This window comes from Nocardia sp. NPDC049707, assembly GCF_040674855.1.
Taxonomy (GTDB): Bacteria; Actinomycetota; Actinomycetes; order Mycobacteriales; family Mycobacteriaceae; genus Nocardia.
Window position 1 is genome coordinate 14,975 of record NZ_JBFANN010000032.1, and the last position, 19,947, is coordinate 34,921.

At 66.0% G+C, this 19,947-nt stretch carries 23 protein-coding genes; 12 read left to right on the forward strand and 11 right to left on the reverse strand.

The genetic code is table 11. The annotated features are described in order from the left end of the window. Positions 1-121 precede the first annotated feature (121 nt). From AB0J29_RS25330 to AB0J29_RS25345, 4 genes are all read right to left on the reverse strand, one after another. On the reverse strand, positions 122-754 hold the full coding sequence (locus AB0J29_RS25330) for a methyltransferase domain-containing protein (protein ID WP_364791032.1): 633 nt from the start codon (positions 752-754) through the stop codon (positions 122-124). An 18-nt stretch (positions 755-772) separates the two neighbouring features. Next, positions 773-2,023 carry a saccharopine dehydrogenase NADP-binding domain-containing protein gene (locus tag AB0J29_RS25335; RefSeq protein ID WP_364791035.1) on the reverse strand — a complete coding sequence of 417 codons (1,251 nt, stop codon included), beginning with the start codon at positions 2,021-2,023 and terminating at the stop codon, positions 773-775. Positions 2,024-2,054: 31 nt separating this feature from the next. Beyond that, a complete protein-coding gene (locus tag AB0J29_RS25340; protein ID WP_364791038.1) occupies positions 2,055-3,494 on the reverse strand; it encodes an AarF/ABC1/UbiB kinase family protein in 1,440 nt (479 codons plus the stop codon). A gap of 256 nt (positions 3,495-3,750) precedes the next feature. Next, positions 3,751-4,431: a TetR/AcrR family transcriptional regulator gene (locus tag AB0J29_RS25345; protein ID WP_364791234.1), complete on the reverse strand. Its 681-nt coding sequence runs from the start codon at positions 4,429-4,431 to the stop codon at positions 3,751-3,753. 498 nt (positions 4,432-4,929) lie between these two features. On the opposite strand from AB0J29_RS25345, the gene AB0J29_RS25350 reads away from it, so the two are divergent. From AB0J29_RS25350 to AB0J29_RS25365, 4 genes are all read left to right on the forward strand, one after another. Continuing rightward, positions 4,930-6,231, forward strand: coding sequence for a DUF445 family protein (locus tag AB0J29_RS25350; protein ID WP_364791041.1), 1,302 nt, complete (start codon positions 4,930-4,932; stop codon positions 6,229-6,231). A gap of 177 nt (positions 6,232-6,408) precedes the next feature. Then, a complete protein-coding gene (locus tag AB0J29_RS25355) occupies positions 6,409-6,909 on the forward strand; it encodes a helix-turn-helix transcriptional regulator (protein WP_364499980.1) in 501 nt (166 codons plus the stop codon). Then, entirely contained in the window at positions 6,906-7,559 is a 654-nt protein-coding gene (locus AB0J29_RS25360; protein ID WP_364791044.1) for a heparin-binding hemagglutinin, read from the forward strand. Before AB0J29_RS25355 ends, AB0J29_RS25360 begins: the two co-directional genes overlap by 4 nt. 72 nt (positions 7,560-7,631) lie before the next feature. Beyond that, positions 7,632-7,928 carry a DUF2516 family protein gene (locus AB0J29_RS25365; RefSeq protein WP_364791047.1) on the forward strand — a complete coding sequence of 99 codons (297 nt, stop codon included), beginning with the start codon at positions 7,632-7,634 and terminating at the stop codon, positions 7,926-7,928. Positions 7,929-7,939: 11 nt separating this feature from the next. Here the strand turns inward: AB0J29_RS25365 and AB0J29_RS25370 are convergent, their stop codons facing one another. Beyond that, positions 7,940-9,577 carry a GMC oxidoreductase gene (locus AB0J29_RS25370; RefSeq protein ID WP_364791050.1) on the reverse strand — a complete coding sequence of 546 codons (1,638 nt, stop codon included), beginning with the start codon at positions 9,575-9,577 and terminating at the stop codon, positions 7,940-7,942. 193 nt (positions 9,578-9,770) lie between these two features. Further along, on the reverse strand, positions 9,771-10,661 hold the full coding sequence (purU, locus tag AB0J29_RS25375; RefSeq protein ID WP_364791053.1) for a formyltetrahydrofolate deformylase: 891 nt from the start codon (positions 10,659-10,661) through the stop codon (positions 9,771-9,773). A 191-nt stretch (positions 10,662-10,852) separates the two neighbouring features. Here purU and AB0J29_RS25380 point away from each other — a divergent pair, with 191 nt between their 5' ends. Then, on the forward strand, positions 10,853-11,128 hold the full coding sequence (locus tag AB0J29_RS25380; protein WP_364791056.1) for a hypothetical protein: 276 nt from the start codon (positions 10,853-10,855) through the stop codon (positions 11,126-11,128). Between the two features lie 75 nt (positions 11,129-11,203). Here the strand turns inward: AB0J29_RS25380 and AB0J29_RS25385 are convergent, their stop codons facing one another. Then, a complete protein-coding gene (locus AB0J29_RS25385) occupies positions 11,204-11,764 on the reverse strand; it encodes an N-acetyltransferase (RefSeq protein ID WP_364791059.1) in 561 nt (186 codons plus the stop codon). Between the two features lie 194 nt (positions 11,765-11,958). On the opposite strand from AB0J29_RS25385, the gene deoC reads away from it, so the two are divergent. Further along, a complete protein-coding gene (gene deoC, locus AB0J29_RS25390) occupies positions 11,959-12,585 on the forward strand; it encodes a deoxyribose-phosphate aldolase (RefSeq protein WP_364791237.1) in 627 nt (208 codons plus the stop codon). A 36-nt stretch (positions 12,586-12,621) separates the two neighbouring features. On the opposite strand, the gene AB0J29_RS25395 is transcribed toward deoC, so the two are convergent. Then, a complete protein-coding gene (locus tag AB0J29_RS25395; protein ID WP_364791062.1) occupies positions 12,622-13,350 on the reverse strand; it encodes a DUF2993 domain-containing protein in 729 nt (242 codons plus the stop codon). A gap of 99 nt (positions 13,351-13,449) precedes the next feature. Between AB0J29_RS25395 and AB0J29_RS25400 the strand changes: the two genes are divergently transcribed. Beyond that, positions 13,450-14,058: a hypothetical protein gene (locus tag AB0J29_RS25400; RefSeq protein ID WP_364791065.1), complete on the forward strand. Its 609-nt coding sequence runs from the start codon at positions 13,450-13,452 to the stop codon at positions 14,056-14,058. Positions 14,059-14,105: 47 nt separating this feature from the next. Here the strand turns inward: AB0J29_RS25400 and AB0J29_RS25405 are convergent, their stop codons facing one another. Continuing rightward, positions 14,106-14,909, reverse strand: a complete 804-nt coding sequence (locus tag AB0J29_RS25405; protein ID WP_364791068.1) for a class I SAM-dependent methyltransferase — start codon at positions 14,907-14,909, stop codon at positions 14,106-14,108. Then, positions 14,879-15,400, reverse strand: coding sequence for a DUF2505 domain-containing protein (locus tag AB0J29_RS25410; protein ID WP_364791071.1), 522 nt, complete (start codon positions 15,398-15,400; stop codon positions 14,879-14,881). The genes AB0J29_RS25405 and AB0J29_RS25410 overlap by 31 nt, the downstream gene beginning before the upstream one ends. A 92-nt stretch (positions 15,401-15,492) precedes the next feature. Between AB0J29_RS25410 and AB0J29_RS25415 the strand changes: the two genes are divergently transcribed. Then, positions 15,493-16,017, forward strand: a complete 525-nt coding sequence (locus AB0J29_RS25415) for a VanZ family protein (RefSeq protein ID WP_364791074.1) — start codon at positions 15,493-15,495, stop codon at positions 16,015-16,017. Between the two features lie 14 nt (positions 16,018-16,031). Here the strand turns inward: AB0J29_RS25415 and AB0J29_RS25420 are convergent, their stop codons facing one another. Then, entirely contained in the window at positions 16,032-16,517 is a 486-nt protein-coding gene (locus tag AB0J29_RS25420; RefSeq protein ID WP_364791077.1) for a DUF2505 domain-containing protein, read from the reverse strand. A 40-nt stretch (positions 16,518-16,557) separates the two neighbouring features. Here AB0J29_RS25420 and AB0J29_RS25425 point away from each other — a divergent pair, with 40 nt between their 5' ends. From AB0J29_RS25425 to AB0J29_RS25440, 4 genes are all read left to right on the forward strand, one after another. Then, positions 16,558-17,649, forward strand: coding sequence for a UDP-N-acetylmuramate dehydrogenase (locus AB0J29_RS25425; RefSeq protein WP_364791240.1), 1,092 nt, complete (start codon positions 16,558-16,560; stop codon positions 17,647-17,649). Between the two features lie 67 nt (positions 17,650-17,716). Beyond that, positions 17,717-18,961 (forward strand): Ig-like domain-containing protein, encoded by a 1,245-nt coding sequence (locus AB0J29_RS25430; RefSeq protein ID WP_364791080.1) that lies wholly within the window; start codon positions 17,717-17,719, stop codon positions 18,959-18,961. 38 nt (positions 18,962-18,999) lie between these two features. Continuing rightward, positions 19,000-19,449 carry a helix-turn-helix transcriptional regulator gene (locus tag AB0J29_RS25435; RefSeq protein WP_364791083.1) on the forward strand — a complete coding sequence of 150 codons (450 nt, stop codon included), beginning with the start codon at positions 19,000-19,002 and terminating at the stop codon, positions 19,447-19,449. A gap of 5 nt (positions 19,450-19,454) precedes the next feature. Further along, entirely contained in the window at positions 19,455-19,865 is a 411-nt protein-coding gene (locus AB0J29_RS25440) for a VOC family protein (RefSeq protein WP_364791086.1), read from the forward strand. The last annotated feature ends 82 nt before the right edge of the window (positions 19,866-19,947 follow it).

Sequence of the window (19,947 nt, forward strand, 5' to 3'; positions counted from 1 at the left end):
TCACGTTCGGTCCACCCACCGCACTTGCGGGCACTTTACCGTTCGGTACCGACCGGTGTAACCCGCTCGTGCGTGTCTCGAGCGTCGCGCCATGGTGATGTGGCGCACGACAGAGCGATCCCTAGAGCGGGCGGGTGGCGCTGACGTATTGCAGGAGGCGATGGACCTGTTGATCTATATCGATCAGGCCCGCTTCGGCGAACAGCTTCGGGAAGGTCGTGCCGCCGAAGACGCGCAATCCGCTCCAGCCGCCCACGACTCGCCTCGCCTGGCCGCACGGGTCGTCGGTGCGATGGCTGGTGGTGATGGCGATGCGGCCGCCGGGGGCGAGGACCCGGATCATTTCGCGGGTCGCCGCGATCGGGTCGGGGATCAGGTAGAGCGCCCCGAAGCAGCAGACGGCATCGAAGGTGCCGTCGGCAAAGGGCAGGGTGCGCGCGTCGCCGCGCAGATAGCCGACGCGCGGACCCGCGTTGTCGGCGACGGCTCGGGCGAGCATCGGCTCGGAGTAGTCCAGCCCGATGGCATAGCCGTCACCGTCGAGGGCATTGCTGAGATATCGGGTGAAGTTGCCTGGGCCACAAGCGATATCGAGCACCTTCTTGGACCCGTCGAGACGCAGCGTGGTAACCGCGTCACGGCGGTCGGCAGTGGTGGTGCGACCACTGGCCAGATAGAACAACGCAGGCCGCCAAGCCTTCTCATAGATCGCGGCAAGCGCCGGGGCATTCATCGTTCGTCGAGCGAGATTCACCAGACCGCCTCGTGCCCGCTATGTGCGCTCTACCGCGATGGTCATGCCCGTGGCGCGCAACCGGTCGGTGAGCGCGTCGCCCATTGCGGCCGCGGGGGTGAGGATGCCCGCCAATTCGGGCAGTTCGGCGCCGTCGAGGGCCAGGCACAGTCCGGCCTGTCCGAGCATGACGGCGGTGGCCTGGTAGCCGGGATCGCCGGTGCCGGAGAAGGTCGCCACGTATTTCGCGCCCGACGACGTGCGCGCGTAGGTCTTCATGGTGAACCAGCCGCTGGTGCGCGCCTGTTCACTCGGTCCGGTGCCGGGCTTGGGCACGATCCGGTCGAGCAGCTTGCGCCCCACCGCGACTCGCGACAGCACCGCACCGGCCGCCCCCGCCGCCACGATGCCGCCCGCCATACCGGCGGCCACCAGCGGCGCCGCGGCCGACTTGCCCGCGCTCATCACCTCGCGGTAGCGGAAGTTCTTGCCGTAGACCCAGCCGAGCAGGCCATTGGTGCGGCGCACGATCTTGGTGTTGTGTGCGGCCATGACGAAGGTGCCGACCCACCCGTCCAGGGTGGGGTCGATGCTGCTGGCGCGCTGCAGTGCCTGATCGGTTTGCCGGCCCACATCGGGTTCCATCGACTTATCCGGGCTGAGCGAGTACGGGTGGCTCAGCACCGAACCCTTGGCCGGATCAGCCGCGATGGCCTCCATCATGGCCCGGCCCGTGTCGATGGTGCCGCCGCTCACCCCGCCCTTCATCGACGCGATCAGGGTGGTGTCCGCGAGCTCGCCGGTATTGTCCGCGACCGTGCTCTTGTACAGCTGGTACACGCTCAGATCCGACGGAATCGAGTCGTAGCCACAGGAATTCACGATCTTCGCGCCGGTCTGCACCGCCTGCTCGTGATACCGGTCGATCGCGTCCCGGATGAACAGCGGCTCACCGGTGAGGTCGGCGTAGTGGGTCCCGGCCTTCGCGCACGCGGCCACCAGCGGCATGCCATAGCGCAGATAGGGGCCGACGGTGGTCACCACGACCGTGGTCCGCGCGGCCAGTGCGTCGAGTGCGCCCTGGTCGGTCGAATCGGCAACCACCAGACCCCAATTCGCGGCCGCCGGGCCGAGTTCGTCACGGACCATTGTCAATTTGTCGAGCGAACGTCCCGCCAGCGCGATGCGCGCCTCGGCGGGCGCCGCGCCGAGCAGATACTGCGCGGTGAGCTTGCCGACGAAACCCGTCGCGCCGAACAGCACTAGGTCGAATTCTCGGTTGTCTGCCATGGTCTTCCGTTCGATAGCCGCTGTGGTGGATTTATTCGGTGCCGGAACCGCGCGTGGCCGGCTTTTTCGCCCGCGCCCGTGGCTTCTTGGTCGGCGTCGGTGTGCGCTCGATCAACCACTCCCGATGCGCCTTACCCAAATCGGTGACCGGCGCCTCGTCGTAGAGCCATTCGCGGGAGATCTTGTGCCAGTTCGCGGTGCATCCGAGCTGGCCGAGCATGCCGAAGGTGAGGAAGTCGGCACGCCGGGAGAACAGGTGCTCCGGCGGCAGATTCTGTTGCTTCATTCCGGCGAATTCACTGGCCCGCGGATCCACCGCGAGCAGAAACGCGCCGCTGGCCAGCTCCGGGGTAATGGTCAGTTCCTCGTCGACCAGACACCATTCCGAGGCCGCGAGCACATATTCCAGGCATTCCTCGGCGCCGATTTCGTCCGGCGAATCGATCACGCCGCGCTCGATCATCAACTGCCGCAAGTCTTCTGCCCGATCCTCGGCCGCCGCGCGCAGACAGATCGTCTCGAACCGCACATGTTCGGGATCCATCCGATTGAACAGGCCGAAATCGAGGAACCCGATCCGACCGTCATCGGCCAGCATCACATTTCCCGGATGCGGGTCGCCACAGAATTCGTTGAAGCTGAACAGCGAACCGACATAGAAGCGATAGATGATCTCGCCGATCTGGTTGCGCTCGGCCGCGGGCAGCTGACGGATCTCCTCGAATCCCTTGCCCGGCACATATTCACTGACCAGCACCCGCGTCGTACTGAGTTCGGGCAGTGAGCGCGGCACCAAGATGAACGGATGTCCGGCGTAGAGCTCGGCGATCTGGAGCTGGGTCGCGGCCTCGGCGTGATAGTCGAGCTCGCTCTCCATATTCAGCCGCAACTCGTCGAGTACGGCGGGCGTCACCCACGGCATCGCCGATTGCAGTACCCGCCGGAACATGGCCAGATTCTTGAGATCCGCGCGCACCGCGGCATCGATGCCCGGGTACTGCACCTTCACCGCGACCTGACGTCCGTCGCGCAGCCGCCCCAGATACACCTGCCCGATCGAGGCCGCGGCAATGGGCTCCGGCTGGAATTCGGCGAATACCGCGGTCAGCGGCTGCCCGAAGTCCTCCTCGATCACCTGCCGCATCGACTCGAACGACACCGTCGGCGCCGCGTTGCGCAGCACGGCGAGTCGTTTCTGGAAGCGTTCGCGATGGCTCGCAGGCACCAGATCGAGGTCGAGCACCGACATCATCTGGCCGAGCTTCATGGCCACGCCCTTCATGGTCCCGAGGACCGTGACCACCTGCTCGGTGGTGCGGAGCATGGACTCCTCGGCCATTTTCGCGCGTACGGCCGCCGACCGGCCGCGCATCGATAGGCGTGTGCGCTGGGTTCGGATGACGGAACTGGCTGCCACCGCACCCAGCTTGGTGCCACGAGCAAGCCGAGACGTCGGCACTTGCTTCGCCATCGAGGTACCTCCATTGGTGCCGGCGGTCGGAGCGACGGGCGCGCAGTTGCGTGACCACGTAGCGACCCGCGCAGACCACCATCAGGGCACAGTGCCGGGGTGGTGACGTGGGACACCGATGCGTCGCTCGGGTTCAGAGTAGCCAACCTCGCGGCAATGTCGAGACTGCCGTCAGCATTTCAGCTAGCGCCCTAGCTAGCGGCCTGTTAGCGCGCGAAGTCGGGCGATTGATCAGTTGGCGATCGCGAGCTAGCGCTCAGGCGCCGGTCTGCGGCGGCTGCGGCAGGACGTGCGGCTGGGCGTTGAAGATCGCTCGGGAGCCGCCCGCGCGCGCCATGCCCTCGATGGCACTCCAAGCCATCATGGTCAGATAGTCGATGACTTCCTCGCGGGACATTGCCTTATCGGTGGTCCACCAGTGCGTTGCCAACTGGATGCCGCCGACGAGCACATACGACCACAGCAGCGCGCCCTGGGTTTCGAAGCCGTGCTGGGCGCCGCGATCGACGATGACCGTGGTGACGACGTCGGCGAAGAGCTTCTCGAATTCGGCCAGCGAGGACTGATCGGTCGAGCCGTTGCCCATGATGAACCGATAGACCTCGGGGTCCTCGTCGACCGTGCCGACGTAGGCGGCCAGGGCCGAACGCACCAGCTGGTACTCGTCCGCATCCAGGCTGATCGCCTCGTACACCCGCGGCATCAGGGTGGTCTCGATGAACCGCTGCATGGTCGCGTGGACCAAGTCGTTCTTATCCGAGAAGTAGCGGTAGAGCACGGTTTTGGAGACGCCGATCTCCGCGGCGATCTCGTCCATGCCCGCATTGCTGCCCCGCGTGCGAATAGCCGCGAGGGTGCCATCGACCAGCTCTTCGCGGCGGTCGATCTTGTGCTGCCGCCATCGGCGCTTGCGACCGTCCGTCCGGCCGGTGCGCACCGCCGCCGGTCGTTCGGCACGTTCGCCGACATCGACAAGGTCATCGGTGGACAGCGTGAGCTCCCTCGTTCGTAGGGGTTCGTGGACCACCAGCTTAGGTCCAGGCAACGACCTAGATGCGCGTTTGGGTGTTGGTTGCGACAGGCTGCACATGATCCGGCGATTCGGCGTCGGTTGCATGTCGCTTGTGATCGACCGGGAGGTCGCGCGGTAACACACAGCAGAATGGGTGTTATGGAGAAAGCTCCCGGCAACACAGCGGCGCGAGCGACGGGCCCGGAGGCGGTAGCGGAGCGTAACCACGAAGGGCCCCGCGAACGCCGCCGATCCGATACTGCGGCGCGAGCGACGGGCCCGGAGGCGGTAGCGGAGCGTAACCATGAAGGGCCCCGCGAACGCCGCCGATCCGATACTGCGGCGCGAGCGACGGGCCCGGAGGCGGTAGCAGAGCGTCACCACAAAGGGCCCCGCGAACGTCGCCGCCGATCCGATACCGCGGTGTTGGATGCGCGTACGTCCGCACCACCGGCCGGTTTCGCGGCATTCGTCGACGAGGCGGGTAAGCGCCGCGATCTGTTCAAGATGAAGGCAGTGGCCACCGGGTTGTTGGCGTTCGCGACGGCGATCTACCTGTTCTGCCGTTGGCTGGAATCGCGCGGGGCGGGCGGTGATTGGGTCGGCTACCTGCGGGCGGCGTCCGAGGCGGGCATGGTCGGCGCACTCGCCGACTGGTTCGCCGTGACCGCGCTGTTCCGCCATCCGCTCGGCCTGCCGATCCCGCACACCGCGATCATCAGGAAGAAGAAGGATCAGCTCGGCGCCAGCCTCGGCTCCTTCGTCGGCTCGAATTTCCTGGCCCCGGACGTGGTCTCGGCGAAGGTGAATTCGGCGCAGGTCTCCTGGCGGATCGGGCGCTGGATGGCCGAGCCCGGACACGCCGGCCGGGTGGCGCAGGAAAGTTCGACCATTCTGCGTGCGGTGGTCGGAGTGCTGCGGGATGAGGATGTCGAGCAGATCATCGACAACACCATCGTCAAGCGGATCGCCGAACCGCTGTGGGGTCCGCCGATCGGCCGGGTGCTTGCCGAACTGCTCGCCGACAATCGGCAGTTGCCGCTGCTCGACTTGTTGGCCGAGCGGGCGCACCAGTGGGCGCTCGGTTCGCAGGAGACGATCGACCGGATCGTTTTGCGGGATGCACCGCAGTGGGCTCCGAAATTTGTCAATATTCTGCTTTCGGAAAGGATCTATCGGGAGCTGGTCGAGTTCACCTGGAAGGTGCGGTCGAATCCGGAACACGAGGTGCGGCTCGCGGCGAATCGGTTCCTCGAGGAATTCGCCGACGACCTCCAGCACGACGACGCCATGATCAAAAAGGCCGAGCGGATCAAGGCGCAGATCATGGGTCGCGAGGAGATCACCGGCATGGCCGAGGCGACCTGGCGCGCGGCCAAGCGGTTGATCCTGGAATCGGCCGACGATCCGAACTCCACGCTGCGGCGCAAGGTGGCCGAGAATGTCGAGCAGCTGGGGGAGCGGCTGCGTGACGATGCCGAGATGCGTGCCAAAGTCGACGGTTGGATCGACCGTGGGGCACGGTATCTGGTGGAAAACTATGCCGGGGAGATCACCACTCTGGTCACCGATACGGTTGCCAGGTGGGATGCCGAGGAGGCCAGCAAGAAGATCGAATTGCAGGTTGGGCGTGATCTGCAATTCATTCGCATCAACGGCACGGTCGTCGGATCGCTTGCGGGGCTGGTGATCTACACGATTTCGCATGTGATGTTCGGCGGCTGACCGCCGCGGCGTGAGCTCAGGCCCGGAGGCGGCAGCCTGCGTAACCATGGAGGGCCGTGAACGCCGCGAATCGGGCAGAGCGCGCTGAATGTTTGGCGCGGAGGTGCTAACAGCATGCTTGCAATAGCTAGCACCCTGCTTTAGAATTGGAAACGTACAATCGCCAGAAGGTGAGTCATGGCAGACCAGTCCGAAGGTTCCGCCGAGTACACCGACGATTCGCAGGAGAGATCCAGCGGTGTCGGCGAAAAGGCGGCTCGTGTGGCCAACGCGGCGCACGACATCGGAGGTTTCATCAGAGCACAGCGAGAAGCTGCGCAAGTCTCGTTGCGCCAGCTCGCCACGCTGGCGGGAGTGAGCAATCCATACCTCAGCCAGATCGAGCGCGGATTGCGTAATCCGTCCGCCGAAGTACTCGCGCAGATCGCCAAGGCACTGCGGGTTTCTTCGGAGGTGTTGTACGTACGGGCTGGCTATCTCGAGCAGCGGCCGCACAGTCCGGTCCGGGATGCCCTGCTTGCCGATACGTCGATCAGCGAACGGCAGAAGCAGGTGCTGCTGGACATCTATGAATCGTTTCGCCGGGAAAACGCAGGAAGCGAACCAGGGGGGAATGAGTGGGACAGCGTCGTTCCGAGCACATCACACACTTCGCCACGCCAGGAGAACGAAGAATGACCGAAAACGTAACCAGCAAGCCACTGTTCGCGACCGTCGGCGCCGGTGACGCCGTGTACGCCGCGGTTGTCGACGCCGTCACCCAGTTGCGTGAGCGCGCCGTCTCAGCCGATGTCAGCGGTCGCGTGGAAGAGGCCCGCGAGCGCTTCGCCCATGTGCCCGCCGATGTCCGGGCCCAGTTCGAGTCGCTGCGCGAGCGGTTGTCCGGACTGCCGTCGGAGCTGCCGGAGGACCTCGCCGAACTGCGGGAGAAGTTCACTTCGGAGGAGCTGCGGGGGCTCGCCGAGAAGTACTACACCCAGGTCCGGGACCTGTATTCGGATCTGGCCGTACGCGGCGAGGAGACCGTGGAGCGGATGCGCGCCAACCACCTCGTCGAGGATCAGATCGAGCGAGTCGAGACGTTGTACAAGGATGCGGCCAACCGCGCCGAGGATGCGTTCGCCAAGGTCAATGAGCTGATCGGCCGCCCAGCCGAGGAAGAGGAAGCGGCAGAGGTCGAGCCGGTCGTCGAGGCCGAGGTCATCGAGGTGACCACCGAGCCCGAGACCGAGCCCGCTACCGACGACGCCGCGCCCGAGAAGGCTCCGGCCAAGAAGGCGCCCGCCAAGAAGGCCGCGGCCAAGAAGACGGCCCCCAAGCAGGCCTGACGTCATCCCTTCTGCACGCTGACGACCCTGCACACCCGACGGGTGCGGGGTCGTTGCTTCTATGATGGGTTGGTGGACATAGCGCACGGATTGGCCGGCTGGATCTTGGACGGGCTGCGGCTCTTGGCGCTCGGCGCGACGATTTTCGCGCTCATCCACGCCATCCGCCAGCGCCCGGACGCCTTCACCGCGGTGGACAAGCTGACCAAACCGATCTGGATCGCAATCCTCTGCGCGGCCCTGCTGTTCCTGTTGCTCTCGCTGAGCGTCACGAGTTTGCTCGCGCTGGCGTCGATTATCGCGACCGGCGTGTATCTGGCCGATGTGCGGCCGAAGGTGGATGAGATTCAGCGCGGGCCGCGCTGGTAGTGGTACGCCGGCTACTCCCCGGAACGGATGATCGCTTCGATATTGCGCTCGGCCAGCGCACTGATCGTCAACGACGGGTTCACCGTTCCGGAGCTGCCGGGTACCGCCGCCCCATCCATCACGTACAGGCCGCGATAACCGCGCACCCGACCGTACGCGTCCGTCGCACGTCCGATCACCGCGCCGCCCAACGGATGTGGGGTGAATGAGGCGTCCGGCTCCAAGATCGCTCGGTTGGGGGACGGGCAATCGCAGCTCAGCTTGTTGTTGACTTCCTGGGCTCGGGCGAGGTAGCCGGCAGCGCCGTCAGGTGGCCACTGCAGGTCCACGCTGCCGTCGGTCGGGTTGTAGACGAACCGGCCGCGGGTGTCGTCGAGCACGATGCCCAGTGACGCGACAATGCCGATGTCGAAGGGTGTGGTGCCGGGGATGTACCAGTTCTCCAGCGATACGGGTGTGCCCGCCTCGTCCAGAATCCGGCTCGCGGACGGCGTGCCCTGCGTACCGATGGCGAGTGCGGTGGCAGGCCGTGCCAAGGCGACGTCGCCGTTGCTGCCCCAGCCTTCGCCGATGTGCTCGTTCAGGTTCGGCAGCGCGCCGGTCGCCCGCGCGCGCACCAGCAGCTCGGAGGTGCCGACGGAGCCCGCGGCGAGGAATAGCTTGTCGCAGGTCAGCGTCCGGATGCCGAGTACCTCGCCGGTCGGTGCGAGTTTGGTGACGGCGACGGTATAGCGATCCGCGTCTTTGGCGATGGCGTCCACGCGATGGCCGGGATAGATGTGGGTACAGCCGGTGTCCTCGGCATAACGCAGGTAGTTCTGGTTCAGATCGAATTTCGCGCCGTTGGAATTGCCGAGGTTCGAACAGCCGGCCGTCGCCGACGGCAGCGATCGTCCGGTCAGCTCGGCGCGGATGACGTCCCAATTCCATGAGCTGTCGATGCGCTGCGGCGAATAGCCCGCCGCGCGGACCTGCTCGTCCCAGACCCGCGCGTGGGTGAACGCGAAAGAGTTGTAGATGTCGTTCGGTATCGGGCTCAGCCGCAACATCTGTCGGACCCTGGGGTAGTAGACGTCATGCATCTCGCGATAGTCGACGACGCCGCCGAACACGTGGTCGAAGAACCGCTGTTCCGGCTCGGTCATCACTCCGGTGAACACCACCGAGCCACCGCCCACACACGCACCGCGCCACACCTCGATGCCCCCCTGGTAACTGGAAACGTCGAGCACCCCGCCGAACGGATCGATCTGCACCGGGATCCTGTTCACGCCGGTAAAGGTGGTGCGATACCAGAAGCCGCGGCCATCCGGAATAGTGTCGGTGGCGAAGATATTGCGCCCCGGATCATTCGGCCAGCGCGACCCGCGTTCGAGCACCGCGACCTGGGTCCCGGACTGCGCCAAGCGCAGCGCGGTGATCGCCGCCCCGAATCCGGAGCCGATAACGATCGCAGGCACGTGATCGGGCGGATCCGGCAGCGGCGCGAAGATCTCCGGCACCAGCGTGCGGTACACCGGCGATCGCGGGCTCGGGCCGTAATCTTCGGGCCGCGCCGCCGCGGCGGCGGCCGCCGCAAACGTGCTACCCGCGAAACCCAGCATCGTCGCGGCCAGACCAGCGCCCTTGATGAAACCGCGCCTGTCCATGGTGCCTCTCACCTGATCTGAAGGTCGCTCCATCCGCGCCGACAGCGGCGCTGTTTCCATAGCGGCTATCTATCATATGGAAAAGGATGGAGTGGGAGGTGACGAAATGGTTGCCGCGCAGGTGGATTCGGTGGCTGATGCTGCATGGTGTGCCACGGTTCTGCCTCCTGTGGTCGGCGCGTCGGGGCTGGAGTCAAGAGAAGACGACGGTGCGGCGACCGTGGACCAGGACTCGGCCTTCCAGGTGCCAGCGCAGGCCGCGGGCCAGGACGACGCGTTCGATATCGCGGCCCTGGCGGACCATATCGCGGACTTCGTCAGCGTGGTCGATGCGGATGACGTCCTGCTCGATGATCGGACCCGCGTCGAGTTCGGCCGTGACGTAGTGGCAGGTCGCGCCGATCAGCTTGACGCCGCGCGCGAAGGCCTGGTGGTACGGGCGGGCGCCCACGAACGATGGCAGGAAACTGTGGTGGATATTGATCGCCTTGCCCGCCCAGTGTTCGCAGAGCTCGGCGGGCAGCACCTGCATGAAGCGGGCCAGGACGACGGCGTGCGGGTCGTGCGCGTCGACCAGCGCGCGGACCTCGTCGAAGGCCGGGCCGCGCTCGGCCGGATCCTTAGGGAAGGGCACATGGTGGAATTTGACGCCGTGCGCCTCGGTCATACCGGCGAGATCTGGGTGATTTCCGATCACCGCTTCGATGGTGGCGGGCAGTTCACCGCTCGCGGCACGGCCGAGCAGATCGTGCAGGCAGTGGCCGTCCTTGCTGACCAGTAGTACGGCCCGACGCCGCTCACCGGAGTCCAGCAGCTGCCATTCCGTCTCCGGGCCGAAGTCCGCTGCCATGCCCGCGAACCGGTCGCGTAGTTCCGCGATACCGAACGGCACCGTCGACGCCTTGATCGCCTGGCGGGTGAAGAACCAGCCGATATCCGGGTCGGAGTGGTAGCCCGCCTCCACGATGGACCCCCCGAATTCGGCGATGAAGGAGGTGATCCTGGCAATGATGCCGGGACGGTCCGGGCACCCGAGGGTGAGCACGAAGCGTCGGTCGTCCGTGGCAGGTGAAGCGGAACTCATATGTTCATCCTCCCAGGCCGACCGTGTGCGATTCGCACCACCACCGCGCCCTGGCTCGCACAGCGAACGACCGGGACTCGGTAGCTGCACCCAGCCCTGCTCGACGGCGGCCTGTGCATCCGGCCGTCGACCAGCAGCGGATGTCGCGATGGTGTTGAGCGAATGTTGCGGGAAAGCCGACAATGGGGAATGTGACGCGTGTGCGGTTTGTCCGACAGCTCGACGGGCTGACGTATGAATTCGTCCGCGATGGTTGGGCATACGGCTACCCGTCGTACAAACGGGTCGACCACGACCTCTGGTGTCGGCGCTTGCCGGACTTCGGTTGGTCGATCTGCACCGATTCCGGCGAAGTACTCAGCCGCCCCTTCGACGACCCCGGCCAGGGCGACCTACCCCCCGAAGGCGCATGGGTCTCCCGCAAACACCAACGTTCCTACGTCTACGACATGATCCACCACGCCTGACCGCCGCCGAGAATGCATTCCTGGAGTGCCGCTTTCGGCGTGACCGCCGCGATACCTGCTGATCTCGGAATGCCGCTACAGATCGTAAAATGGCTCCGCGTAACGGAATTCGCCGGTGATCTGTGCGTCGTACGCCGACAATGGGCGCACCTGGAAGTGCGAAACCCAGGCCGGTTCATCCGGTGTGATGCCGAGGCGGGCAGCGGGGATGAAACCGAATTGCGGGTAGTAGTCGAAGCTGCCGAGCAGGCCGATGAGGGGTTCGTCGAGGGCGTCGGCCGCACCGAGTGCGGCGTGCATCATAGCCGCGCCGATGCCGTTGCCCTGATGTTCGGCCAGGACGCCGATCGGGCCGAGGGCGAGCACCGGGAACGGGCCGACGCCCGCGCGGGTGAGGCAGACGTGGCCGATGACGGTGTCGTATTCCACCGCGACCATCGAGAGGGTGGGGATCCACCCGGAGTCGCTGCGCAACCGGGTGACGAGGTCGACCTCGGGTGGTTCGGCGGCGCTGTCGCCGATGAGTTCGGCTGTCTCCCGGTCGCTATCGGCGTTCGCGTACTGCGGTCCGAAGGCGCTGCGAAGGACGGCCGCGATCGCGGCGGCATCGTCGGCGCGTTCGCGACGGATCAGCACGGTGTCGTCTCCCCTCCTGAACGAATGGGCCATCCGCAATCGGTCGGGCAGTCGCACAGCGCTGTCCGTAGCTCCACCGACAGTATCGAGTGTGCGCGATGCGTCCGAGGCGCGCAATGGAATTCGCCGCCGGTATGCCACACTCTCACCTTGTGGCAAATTCCGCGTCGCTGACCAGGGCCGAAGTGGCCGCCATGATCGATCACACACTGCTGGCGCCGGAGGCCACGGCCGCGGAGGTGGACGCTTTGGTCGCGGAGGCGCGCGAACTGGGCGTGTACGCGATCTGCGTATCGCCGTCCATGTTGCCGATTCGGGCGTCCGGAGTGGTGATCGCGACGGTCGCCGGATTCCCTTCTGGGAAACACCATTCGCTCGTCAAGGGCGCCGAGGCCCGCCTCGCGGTCGAGCAGGGTGCGGCCGAGGTCGACATGGTGATCGACGTCGGAGCCGCGCGCGCAGGCGATTACAGCGCGGTGCTGTCCGATATCGTGACGGTGCGTGAGGCGATAGGGGATCACGCGGTACTCAAGGTGATCATCGAATCGGCGGCGCTATCGGATGCCGCGATCGTCGAGGTCTGCCGCGTCGCCCAACGCGCCGGTGCCGATTTCGTGAAGACCTCCACGGGATTTCATCCATCCGGTGGTGCCACCGTGCACGCGGTCCAGCTGATGGCCGAGACCGTCGGCGGACGTCTCGGCGTGAAGGCCAGCGGCGGTATCCGGACCGCCGAGACCGCCGCCGAACTGATCGCCGCGGGTGCGACCCGTCTCGGGCTCTCGAAATCCCGTGCGGTGCTTGCGGGATTCCCGGTCTGATCCGAAAGACCAGCGGACAGTTCACCCTCCGCCGAATCAGCAGCTGATGTTGTTGTTGTTGTTCTGCGCGGCGGGCAGTTCGGTCCGCCCACCCGCCAGCTTCACCGCGACGCCGTTATCGGTGACCTTGACCTCGGTGGCCTTCATGCCGAGCGGGTAGCTCTGCAGACTCTGCGTGAAAACATCGACGATGCCCGACACCAGATCCTTCGGTATCCCTATGCCGAGCAGCGCCGCCGACATCGTCTCGATCTGCACGGTGCCGTCCTTCACCTCCGGCTTGACCTGCAGCTGGGCGAGCCCACCGAGCACATCCAGGGTCAGCAACCCGCTCGACGAGGAGGATGTCACGCCGCTGACCAGACCGCCGAGCGTCTGCCGGATGCCGTCGTTGCCCCAGGTGACATCGGCCGACGAGCTGCCGATGGTGCCGCCACTGCCGTTATTGCTGACCGACACGTCGTTGAATCTGGCATGCACCACCATGCCGACGGCCGGACCGAACTTGGAATCGGCGCTGTCCACCTTGACCTGATCGACTTTCCCATCGATCCAGGTGATCAGCATCGGCTTTGCTCCGAAGCCGACATCGATCTTCGATCCCATATCCTTCTCGAATTGCGTGCTGATGCATCGCGAAACCTGATGCCGTGCATACAGTTCCCCGCCGACCAGCACGGTAGCGAGCAGAATCGTGACCACGACGAGGGCGATCACCAGGGCACGCCGGTTGACCTTCAGTGTGGATGAGCTCCTCGTACTCATGCGCTCGATTCTTCCGCACATTTCTGTGCTCGTTCTGTGGGCGCTATGAAGGGTTCGATTGTGACATGCGACACAATGTTCGAGCGTAGCCTGGTCGACATGGCTGGCGATGCGGCGCGCCGCGCACTCGATTCCGCCGAGCACGGGTGGCGTGTGCTGCGGCGATTGGCCGGGCGACACGCCGGGTTCTTCACCACCAGACAGGTGCTGCGCGCTGGCTGTGAGGCGCGTGTTCGTGCAGGACTCGGTGACGGTTCGGTGACGCGAGCCGGGGTCGGGCTCTTGCGATTGGCCGATTGGCCCACCGGTCCGCTCGACGAATACGCCATGTGGGCGGCCTGGTTCGATGGGGCCGCCGCGGTATCGCATCACAGTGCCGCGGAGTTGCACGGATTCGGTCGACTGCGGCCGCGATTCCTGCATATGTCGGTCGGTGCGGGACGCCCGCCGGTTACCCCGCGACTGGTGGTGCTGCGCCGCCCGATGGTTCCAGCCGATCTCGAATCCGCGGGCGCCTTCCTGGTGACTACACCCCTGCGCACAGTGCTCGATCTGGCCGAGAGCGATATCGGGCAGTCGGCATTGGATGAGGTGGTCGGTGACGCGGTCGCCATCCATCGCTGTGCCATCAATGAAATCCGTTCCGCGAGTGTGCGACTACCCCCGCGTGCGGCGGTTCGGGTGTACCGCGCCCTCGGCGCCGTGTGATCAGCGCGGTGAAGTCGTGAATGATTCGCAGGCGATGATGCCGCGACTCAGCCGGTTCCGTTGGGCGCCACGGTGGCCCAAGGCACCGAAAGCACGCAGTCGCGCATGCGGCGGCGATATATGCGCACCGGAAAACCCTCCTGGCGCATATGCTCTGCCGCCGTGCGCCAGCGCACGCGGGGACCGAAGGGGGCGAGGGGAGCGGCGCGGGCCCACGCGCGATCGGCGGCCGTCAACAGCGCGTGGATCGGCTCACCGGGAGTATTGCGGTGGATCAACACCTTCGGCAGGCGCTCGGCGATATCCGAAGGCCGCTCGACCGTGAACGGATCCCAGGCCAGCGTGAGTGAGCGCGGTCCGGACCGGTCCAAAAGCACCCATGCGCAGCGCCTGCCCAGCTCGTCACAGGTGCCGTCGACGAGTAAACCGTCCGAATCCATCCCGGACAGAATGGTGGCCCACGCATCGGCAACGGCCGACTCCGGATATTGACGCAGCACATTGAACGCGCGCACCAACACCGGGCGCAGTCCGGCCAATTCGAAACCGCCGCGGGCGAAAGTGACGCCGTCGCGGCCCGGCACCACCCGTTCCGGATCGATCTCCAGCCCGACCACCCGCACATCCGCCCGGACCGTGCGCAGTCGGGTCGCCAACTCCAATGTGGTCCACGGACTCGCTCCATAGCCGAGGTCGACGACCAGCGGATCGGCCGCATCGCGCAGTCGGCCGGCGACCAGCTCGTGGTGGATCAGCCAGCGGTCGCTGCGTCGTAATCGGTTGACACCGGTGGTGCCCCTGGTGATGGTGCCGACCGGTCTCAGCGGGTCGGGTGTTGCTCTTCCAGCCACTTCACGGTCTGCTCGGCCTCGGCGCGGAACAGGTCGACCAGATTCACCAGCATCAGCTGTTCGAGTCGGGGCCCGACCATCGGGATGAACACCTTGGCCTCCGAGGAGAACCGCATGGTGCAGCCGGTATCGGTAGGGAACAGCCGAATAGTGCCGCCGAGGCTGCCCGGCCCGGCCGGAATGGAGGCCGAGAACTTGCCGACGGACTCGTTCTCGTCGAACGGTCCCCAGCTCTCCTTGCGGGTGATGATCATGTCCTTGCGCATGACCGCCTGCGCGATCTCCGGCAGCATGTCGCGCGGCAGGGTGTGGTTGAGCACGATGTTGATACCGGAGTCGCCGACATCCAGGTTGGTGACCTCATTGCCCGGCGCGTGTTTCGACATTTCCATGCACCGGTCTTCCCAGTACTCCCGGGTCGACAACGCCGCGTACAGCTCCTTGGTGGTGTGCAGCGGGAAGCGGGCTGAATAGTCCAGTCGGCGGGCCATGGGGGGTTACGTTACCGAAACGTTGCGGATTCGCCACAACCTCCATACGCACCCCACGCGGAACCCGCATATCGTCCGGACAGAATCACGGTATGAACGGCACGTGGGAGGCATGGGGCGGGGTGATCACGGCGACGATCGCGGCACTTCCGCTCGCCGGTTGCGTCGCATGGTGGCTGGCGCGGCGGCGGGGTGTATGGCGCAATGCCCTGTGCGAGGTCGGCATGGTCGTCGGCACCGTGCCGTGGGTGTGGATGATCCTCACCCCGGCGGGCACCGGTCGTTCGGTGCAGGTGGTGCCGCTGCGCGATCTGATCGATCAGCTGCCCGGCGATCGAGTCGTCGAGCAACTCGGCGGAAATCTATTGGTATTCGCCGCACTCGGCTTTCTGCTGCCGATGCGCTGGGGGTGGTTCGCCGATCCGTGGCGGCTGCTCCTGGCCGGCGCGGTGCTCTCGGGTGCGGTGGAGGTAGCACAGTTCGCACTGGCCATCGGCCGTCACTCGTCCATCGACGATGTTCTGGTCAACGCGGTCGGGACCGGGCTCGCCGGGCTCGCGTCGAAGCGCTGGTGGTCATCCGGAGGTGCGGCAGCAGACGTCACGCGCTCGGCGTGATCACCGCGGGAGCCTCAGTGCTCGGCGAGCCAGTTGTTCGTGAACTCTTCCTCGTTGGCCAGCAATTCGGTCAACCGCTCGGCGATCGCGGTCTCGATCTTCCCGCCGAACAGCGGAATCTTCACCTCGATGGTGCCCTTGGCCTGCACCACCGAACCCGAGCCGTCGGCGGTGAGCGCAATGGTCCCGCGGACCTCGGCCGGCGCACCCTCGACCCGCGCGGTGAAGGTGGCCGAATCACCGGTCCAGGTCTCGGTGCGCGGGATGATCAGATCGCCCGGCCGCACCGCGGTGATCGCGGCGGGCAGCAGCTCGGCTGCGATGACCTGCACCATCTCGACCTCGACCTGGTCGCCGTCGACGGTGATCGAATCCAGCCGGGCATTATCGCCACCCACCTCGGCGATGCGATCCTTCCAGTACTGCACATCGGCGAAGGCCGCGCGTACGGCGGCAACCGGATACGAGTGGCGAGCCGTGTACGCCAGGGGTGTAGCCATGGTCGAACAGGCTACCGTCTGGGGCGTGCGAACTTCACGGGTGGTGTCGGCGGACCAGCTGCGCGAGCTGCTGGTCGATAGCGGTGCGCGGCTGCGCGAATCGGTGCGGCTGGCCGAGTTGACCACGCTACGGGTCGGCGGTCCGGCCACGGTCGCGGAGTGTGCGACGACCGAAGCGCTGGTCGCGACGGTTCGCGCGCTGGACACCGCGGGCATTCCGCTACTGCTGTTGGCGGGCGGATCCAACCTGCTCATCGCTGACGACGGCTTCGACGGTGTGGTGGTCCGGGTGTGCAATGAGGCGGTGCAGATCGGTGCGGACGGCGTGGTCGCCGAGGCGGGGGCGAACTGGGACACGGTGGTCGCGGCCACGATCGAGGCCGGTCTCGGCGGGCTGGAATGCCTGTCGGGCATTCCAGGATCGGCCGGTGCGACACCGGTACAGAATGTCGGCGCGTACGGCGTCGAGGTCGAGAGCCTGCTGCGCCGGGTGCGCCTGCTCGATCGCGCGAGCGGCGAGATCCGCTGGGTCGAACCGGCCGAACTCGGCTTCGGCTACCGCACCAGCGCACTCAAGCATCGCGATACCGCCGTGGTGCTCGCGGTGGACTTCGCGCTCGACCCGGACGGTTCGAGCGCCCCGCTGCGCTACGGCGAACTCGCGAACGCACTCGGTGCGGACAACGGTGACTCCCGTCCCGCCGATCAGGTCCGGGCGGCGGTGCTGAAGCTGCGCGCGGGCAAGGGCATGGTGCTCGATCCGGCCGATAACGACACCTGGAGCGCGGGCTCGTTCTTTACCAATCCGGTGGTTCCGGATCACCGCGTCGCGGATGTGCAGGCTGCGATCATCGCCCATGTGGGCGACGTCACGATCCCCACCTATCCGGCGCCCGACGGCGTCAAATTCTCCGCGGGCTGGCTCATCGAGCGGGCGGGGTTCGCCAAGGGTTTTCCGGGCCAGGATGCCCCGGCTCGACTGTCCACGAAACATACGCTGGCCTTGACCAACCGCGGCGGCGCGACCGCCGCCGATCTGGTCGCACTGGCTCGCACAGTCCGCGACGGTGTCGCCGATCGATTCGGGATCCGGCTGGAACCGGAGCCAGTTCCCATCGGGGTGGCTCTCTGAACAATGAAACCGACACCACATTCTTCGCTGGCGAGGCGAGCGGATTTCGCCGCGTAAATTCGACGAAGTGAGCCATCGTCCAGTCCGCCACAGACCAGCCGCCGCCATCTCCGCCGTGCTGCTCGTGGTGGTCGCGCTGGTGGCCGGATGCTCGACCGACAACAGCGGTAAGAGTGACTCCGCCAGAGACAACACCCCCGTCGCGAAGGTCACGCTGACCCCGGGCGCCGACGCCGAGAACGTCAATCCGACCGCACCGATCTCGGTCACCGTCACCGACGGCACCATCGATCAGATCGCGCTGACCAATGCCAACGGCAAGCAGGTCACCGGCGAACTCGCCGCGGACCGGCGCAGCTACCAGACCACCGAACCGCTCGGCTACAACGCCAAATACACCTGGTCCGGCACCGCGGTCGGCACCGACCAGAAGCCGGTCCCGATCGACGACAGCTTCACCACCCTGGCCCCGAAGAACACCTTCCCCGCGACGCTCAATATCGCCGATAACCAGGAGGTCGGCATCGCCGCGCCGATCATCTTGCAGTTCAAGGGATCTGTGCAGAACAAGGCTGCGGTGGAGCGGGCGCTCACCGTCACCACCAATCCGCCGACCGAGGGCGCCTGGGCCTGGTTCCCGGATGAAAACGGCGGCTCGCGCGTGCATTGGCGGCCGAAGGACTACTGGGTACCCGGCACCACCGTGCACGTCGCGGCCAAGCTCTACGGTCTGGATCTCGGCGGCGGAAATTACGGATATTCCGATCTCACTTCGGATTTCCGCATCGGCCGCAGCCAGATCGTCGAGGCCAACGCGCCGAGCCATCGCATCCAGGTCGTGCGCGACGGACAGGTCGTCTTCGATTTCCCGGTCAGCTACGGCGAGGGCAATGAGGCGCGCAATGTCACCCGATCCGGCGTGCACGTCGTCACCGAGAAGCACGAAGACTTCATGATGTCGAATCCGCCGTTCTACACCAACGTTCGCGAACGCTGGGCCGTACGCATTTCCAATAACGGCGAATTCATCCACGCCAACCCGGAATCCCTTTCGGCGCAAGGCTCTTCGAATGTCACCAACGGCTGCATCAATCTGTCGCCGACCGACGCGCAGGCATACTTCCCGACCGCGCTCTACGGCGATCCGGTCGAGGTGACCGGCACATCGATCGCGCTGTCGGCCGCCGATGGTGATCTCTACGACTGGACCATCGATTGGAACACCTGGACCGGGCTGTCGGCATTGCCGGGCGAGCCCAAGAATCCGGTGTCCGCCACACCCGTGCCACCGTTGCCGGCCGGTGGGCGCTGAGCTAGGCAAACCCGGCGCGACATGCGACGATCGGACGCGTGAGCCGCAGACCCGCCTCCGAGGACAACCTGCGTGACCTCGCGCGCCTGCGCCAGGTCCGGGACCGGATCGACCGGGAGCACGCGCAGCCGCTGGACGTCGAGGCGCTGGCCCGCGACGCGCACATGTCGGCGGGGCATCTCAGCCGTCAGTTCAAGGCCGCCTACGGAGAGTCGCCGTACTCCTACCTGATGACGCGGCGCATCGAGCGCGCGATGTCGCTGTTGCGGCGTGGCGATCTCAGCGTTACCGAGGTTTGTTTCGCGGTCGGCTGCCAGTCGCTCGGCACCTTCAGCACTCGGTTCACCGAGCTGGTCGGCATACCACCCAGCACCTACCGGGAGCAGGCGGAGCATGCACCCGTGGATCTGCCGACGCTCGTCGTGAAGCGGGTGACACGACCGATCAGGAATCGAGAAGCGCAGGTCACCAAGGCGCAACTAGCGTGAATGCCATGGACATCACCATTCAAGCAAGCTTCCTTCCCCAAGATGACCCGGAGGCCGCCCTGGCCTTCTACCGCGACGCCCTCGGCTTCGAACTCCGCAAAGACGTCGGATTCAATGGGATGCGCTGGCTCACCGTCGGCCCGGTCGACCAGCCCGGCACATCCATCGTGTTGCACCCGCCGGCCGCCGACCCCGGCATCACCGATGACGAGCGCCGCACCATCGCCGAGATGATGGCCAAGGGCACCTACGCCAGCATTCTGCTGGCAACCAAGGATGTCGACGCCACCTTCGACCGGGTGCAGGCCACCAATGCCGAGGTCGTCCAGGAGCCGACGGATCAGCCGTACGGGGTTCGCGACTGCGCCTTCCGCGATCCCGCCGGAAATATGGTCCGTATCCAGCAATTGAGCTGAGCCTTCGGCCAGCGCACCACCGCGTTCGACGCCGGCGGCCGCCGGCGTCGAACCTATGGCGAACAATTGCCACGACCATTGC

What these genes read in the sequence shown, in the direction of transcription:
- AB0J29_RS25395 (WP_364791062.1), bottom strand. Translation starts at nt 13,350, where the DNA reads ATGAGTACGAGGAGCTCATCCACACTGAAGGTCAACCGGCGTGCCCTG.
- AB0J29_RS25420 (WP_364791077.1), bottom strand. Translation starts at nt 16,517, where the DNA reads ATGGCTACACCCCTGGCGTACACGGCTCGCCACTCGTATCCGGTTGCC.
- AB0J29_RS25360 (WP_364791044.1), top strand. Translation starts at nt 6,906, where the DNA reads ATGACCGAAAACGTAACCAGCAAGCCACTGTTCGCGACCGTCGGCGCC.
- AB0J29_RS25415 (WP_364791074.1), top strand. Translation starts at nt 15,493, where the DNA reads ATGAACGGCACGTGGGAGGCATGGGGCGGGGTGATCACGGCGACGATC.
- AB0J29_RS25335 (WP_364791035.1), bottom strand. Translation starts at nt 2,023, where the DNA reads ATGGCAGACAACCGAGAATTCGACCTAGTGCTGTTCGGCGCGACGGGT.
- AB0J29_RS25410 (WP_364791071.1), bottom strand. Translation starts at nt 15,400, where the DNA reads ATGGCCCGCCGACTGGACTATTCAGCCCGCTTCCCGCTGCACACCACC.
- AB0J29_RS25400 (WP_364791065.1), top strand. Translation starts at nt 13,450, where the DNA reads ATGGCTGGCGATGCGGCGCGCCGCGCACTCGATTCCGCCGAGCACGGG.
- purU (WP_364791053.1), bottom strand. Translation starts at nt 10,661, where the DNA reads ATGAGTTCCGCTTCACCTGCCACGGACGACCGACGCTTCGTGCTCACC.
- AB0J29_RS25370 (WP_364791050.1), bottom strand. Translation starts at nt 9,577, where the DNA reads ATGGACAGGCGCGGTTTCATCAAGGGCGCTGGTCTGGCCGCGACGATG.
- deoC (WP_364791237.1), top strand. Translation starts at nt 11,959, where the DNA reads ATGATCGATCACACACTGCTGGCGCCGGAGGCCACGGCCGCGGAGGTG.
- AB0J29_RS25440 (WP_364791086.1), top strand. Translation starts at nt 19,455, where the DNA reads ATGGACATCACCATTCAAGCAAGCTTCCTTCCCCAAGATGACCCGGAG.
- AB0J29_RS25355 (WP_364499980.1), top strand. Translation starts at nt 6,409, where the DNA reads ATGGCAGACCAGTCCGAAGGTTCCGCCGAGTACACCGACGATTCGCAG.
- AB0J29_RS25340 (WP_364791038.1), bottom strand. Translation starts at nt 3,494, where the DNA reads ATGGCGAAGCAAGTGCCGACGTCTCGGCTTGCTCGTGGCACCAAGCTG.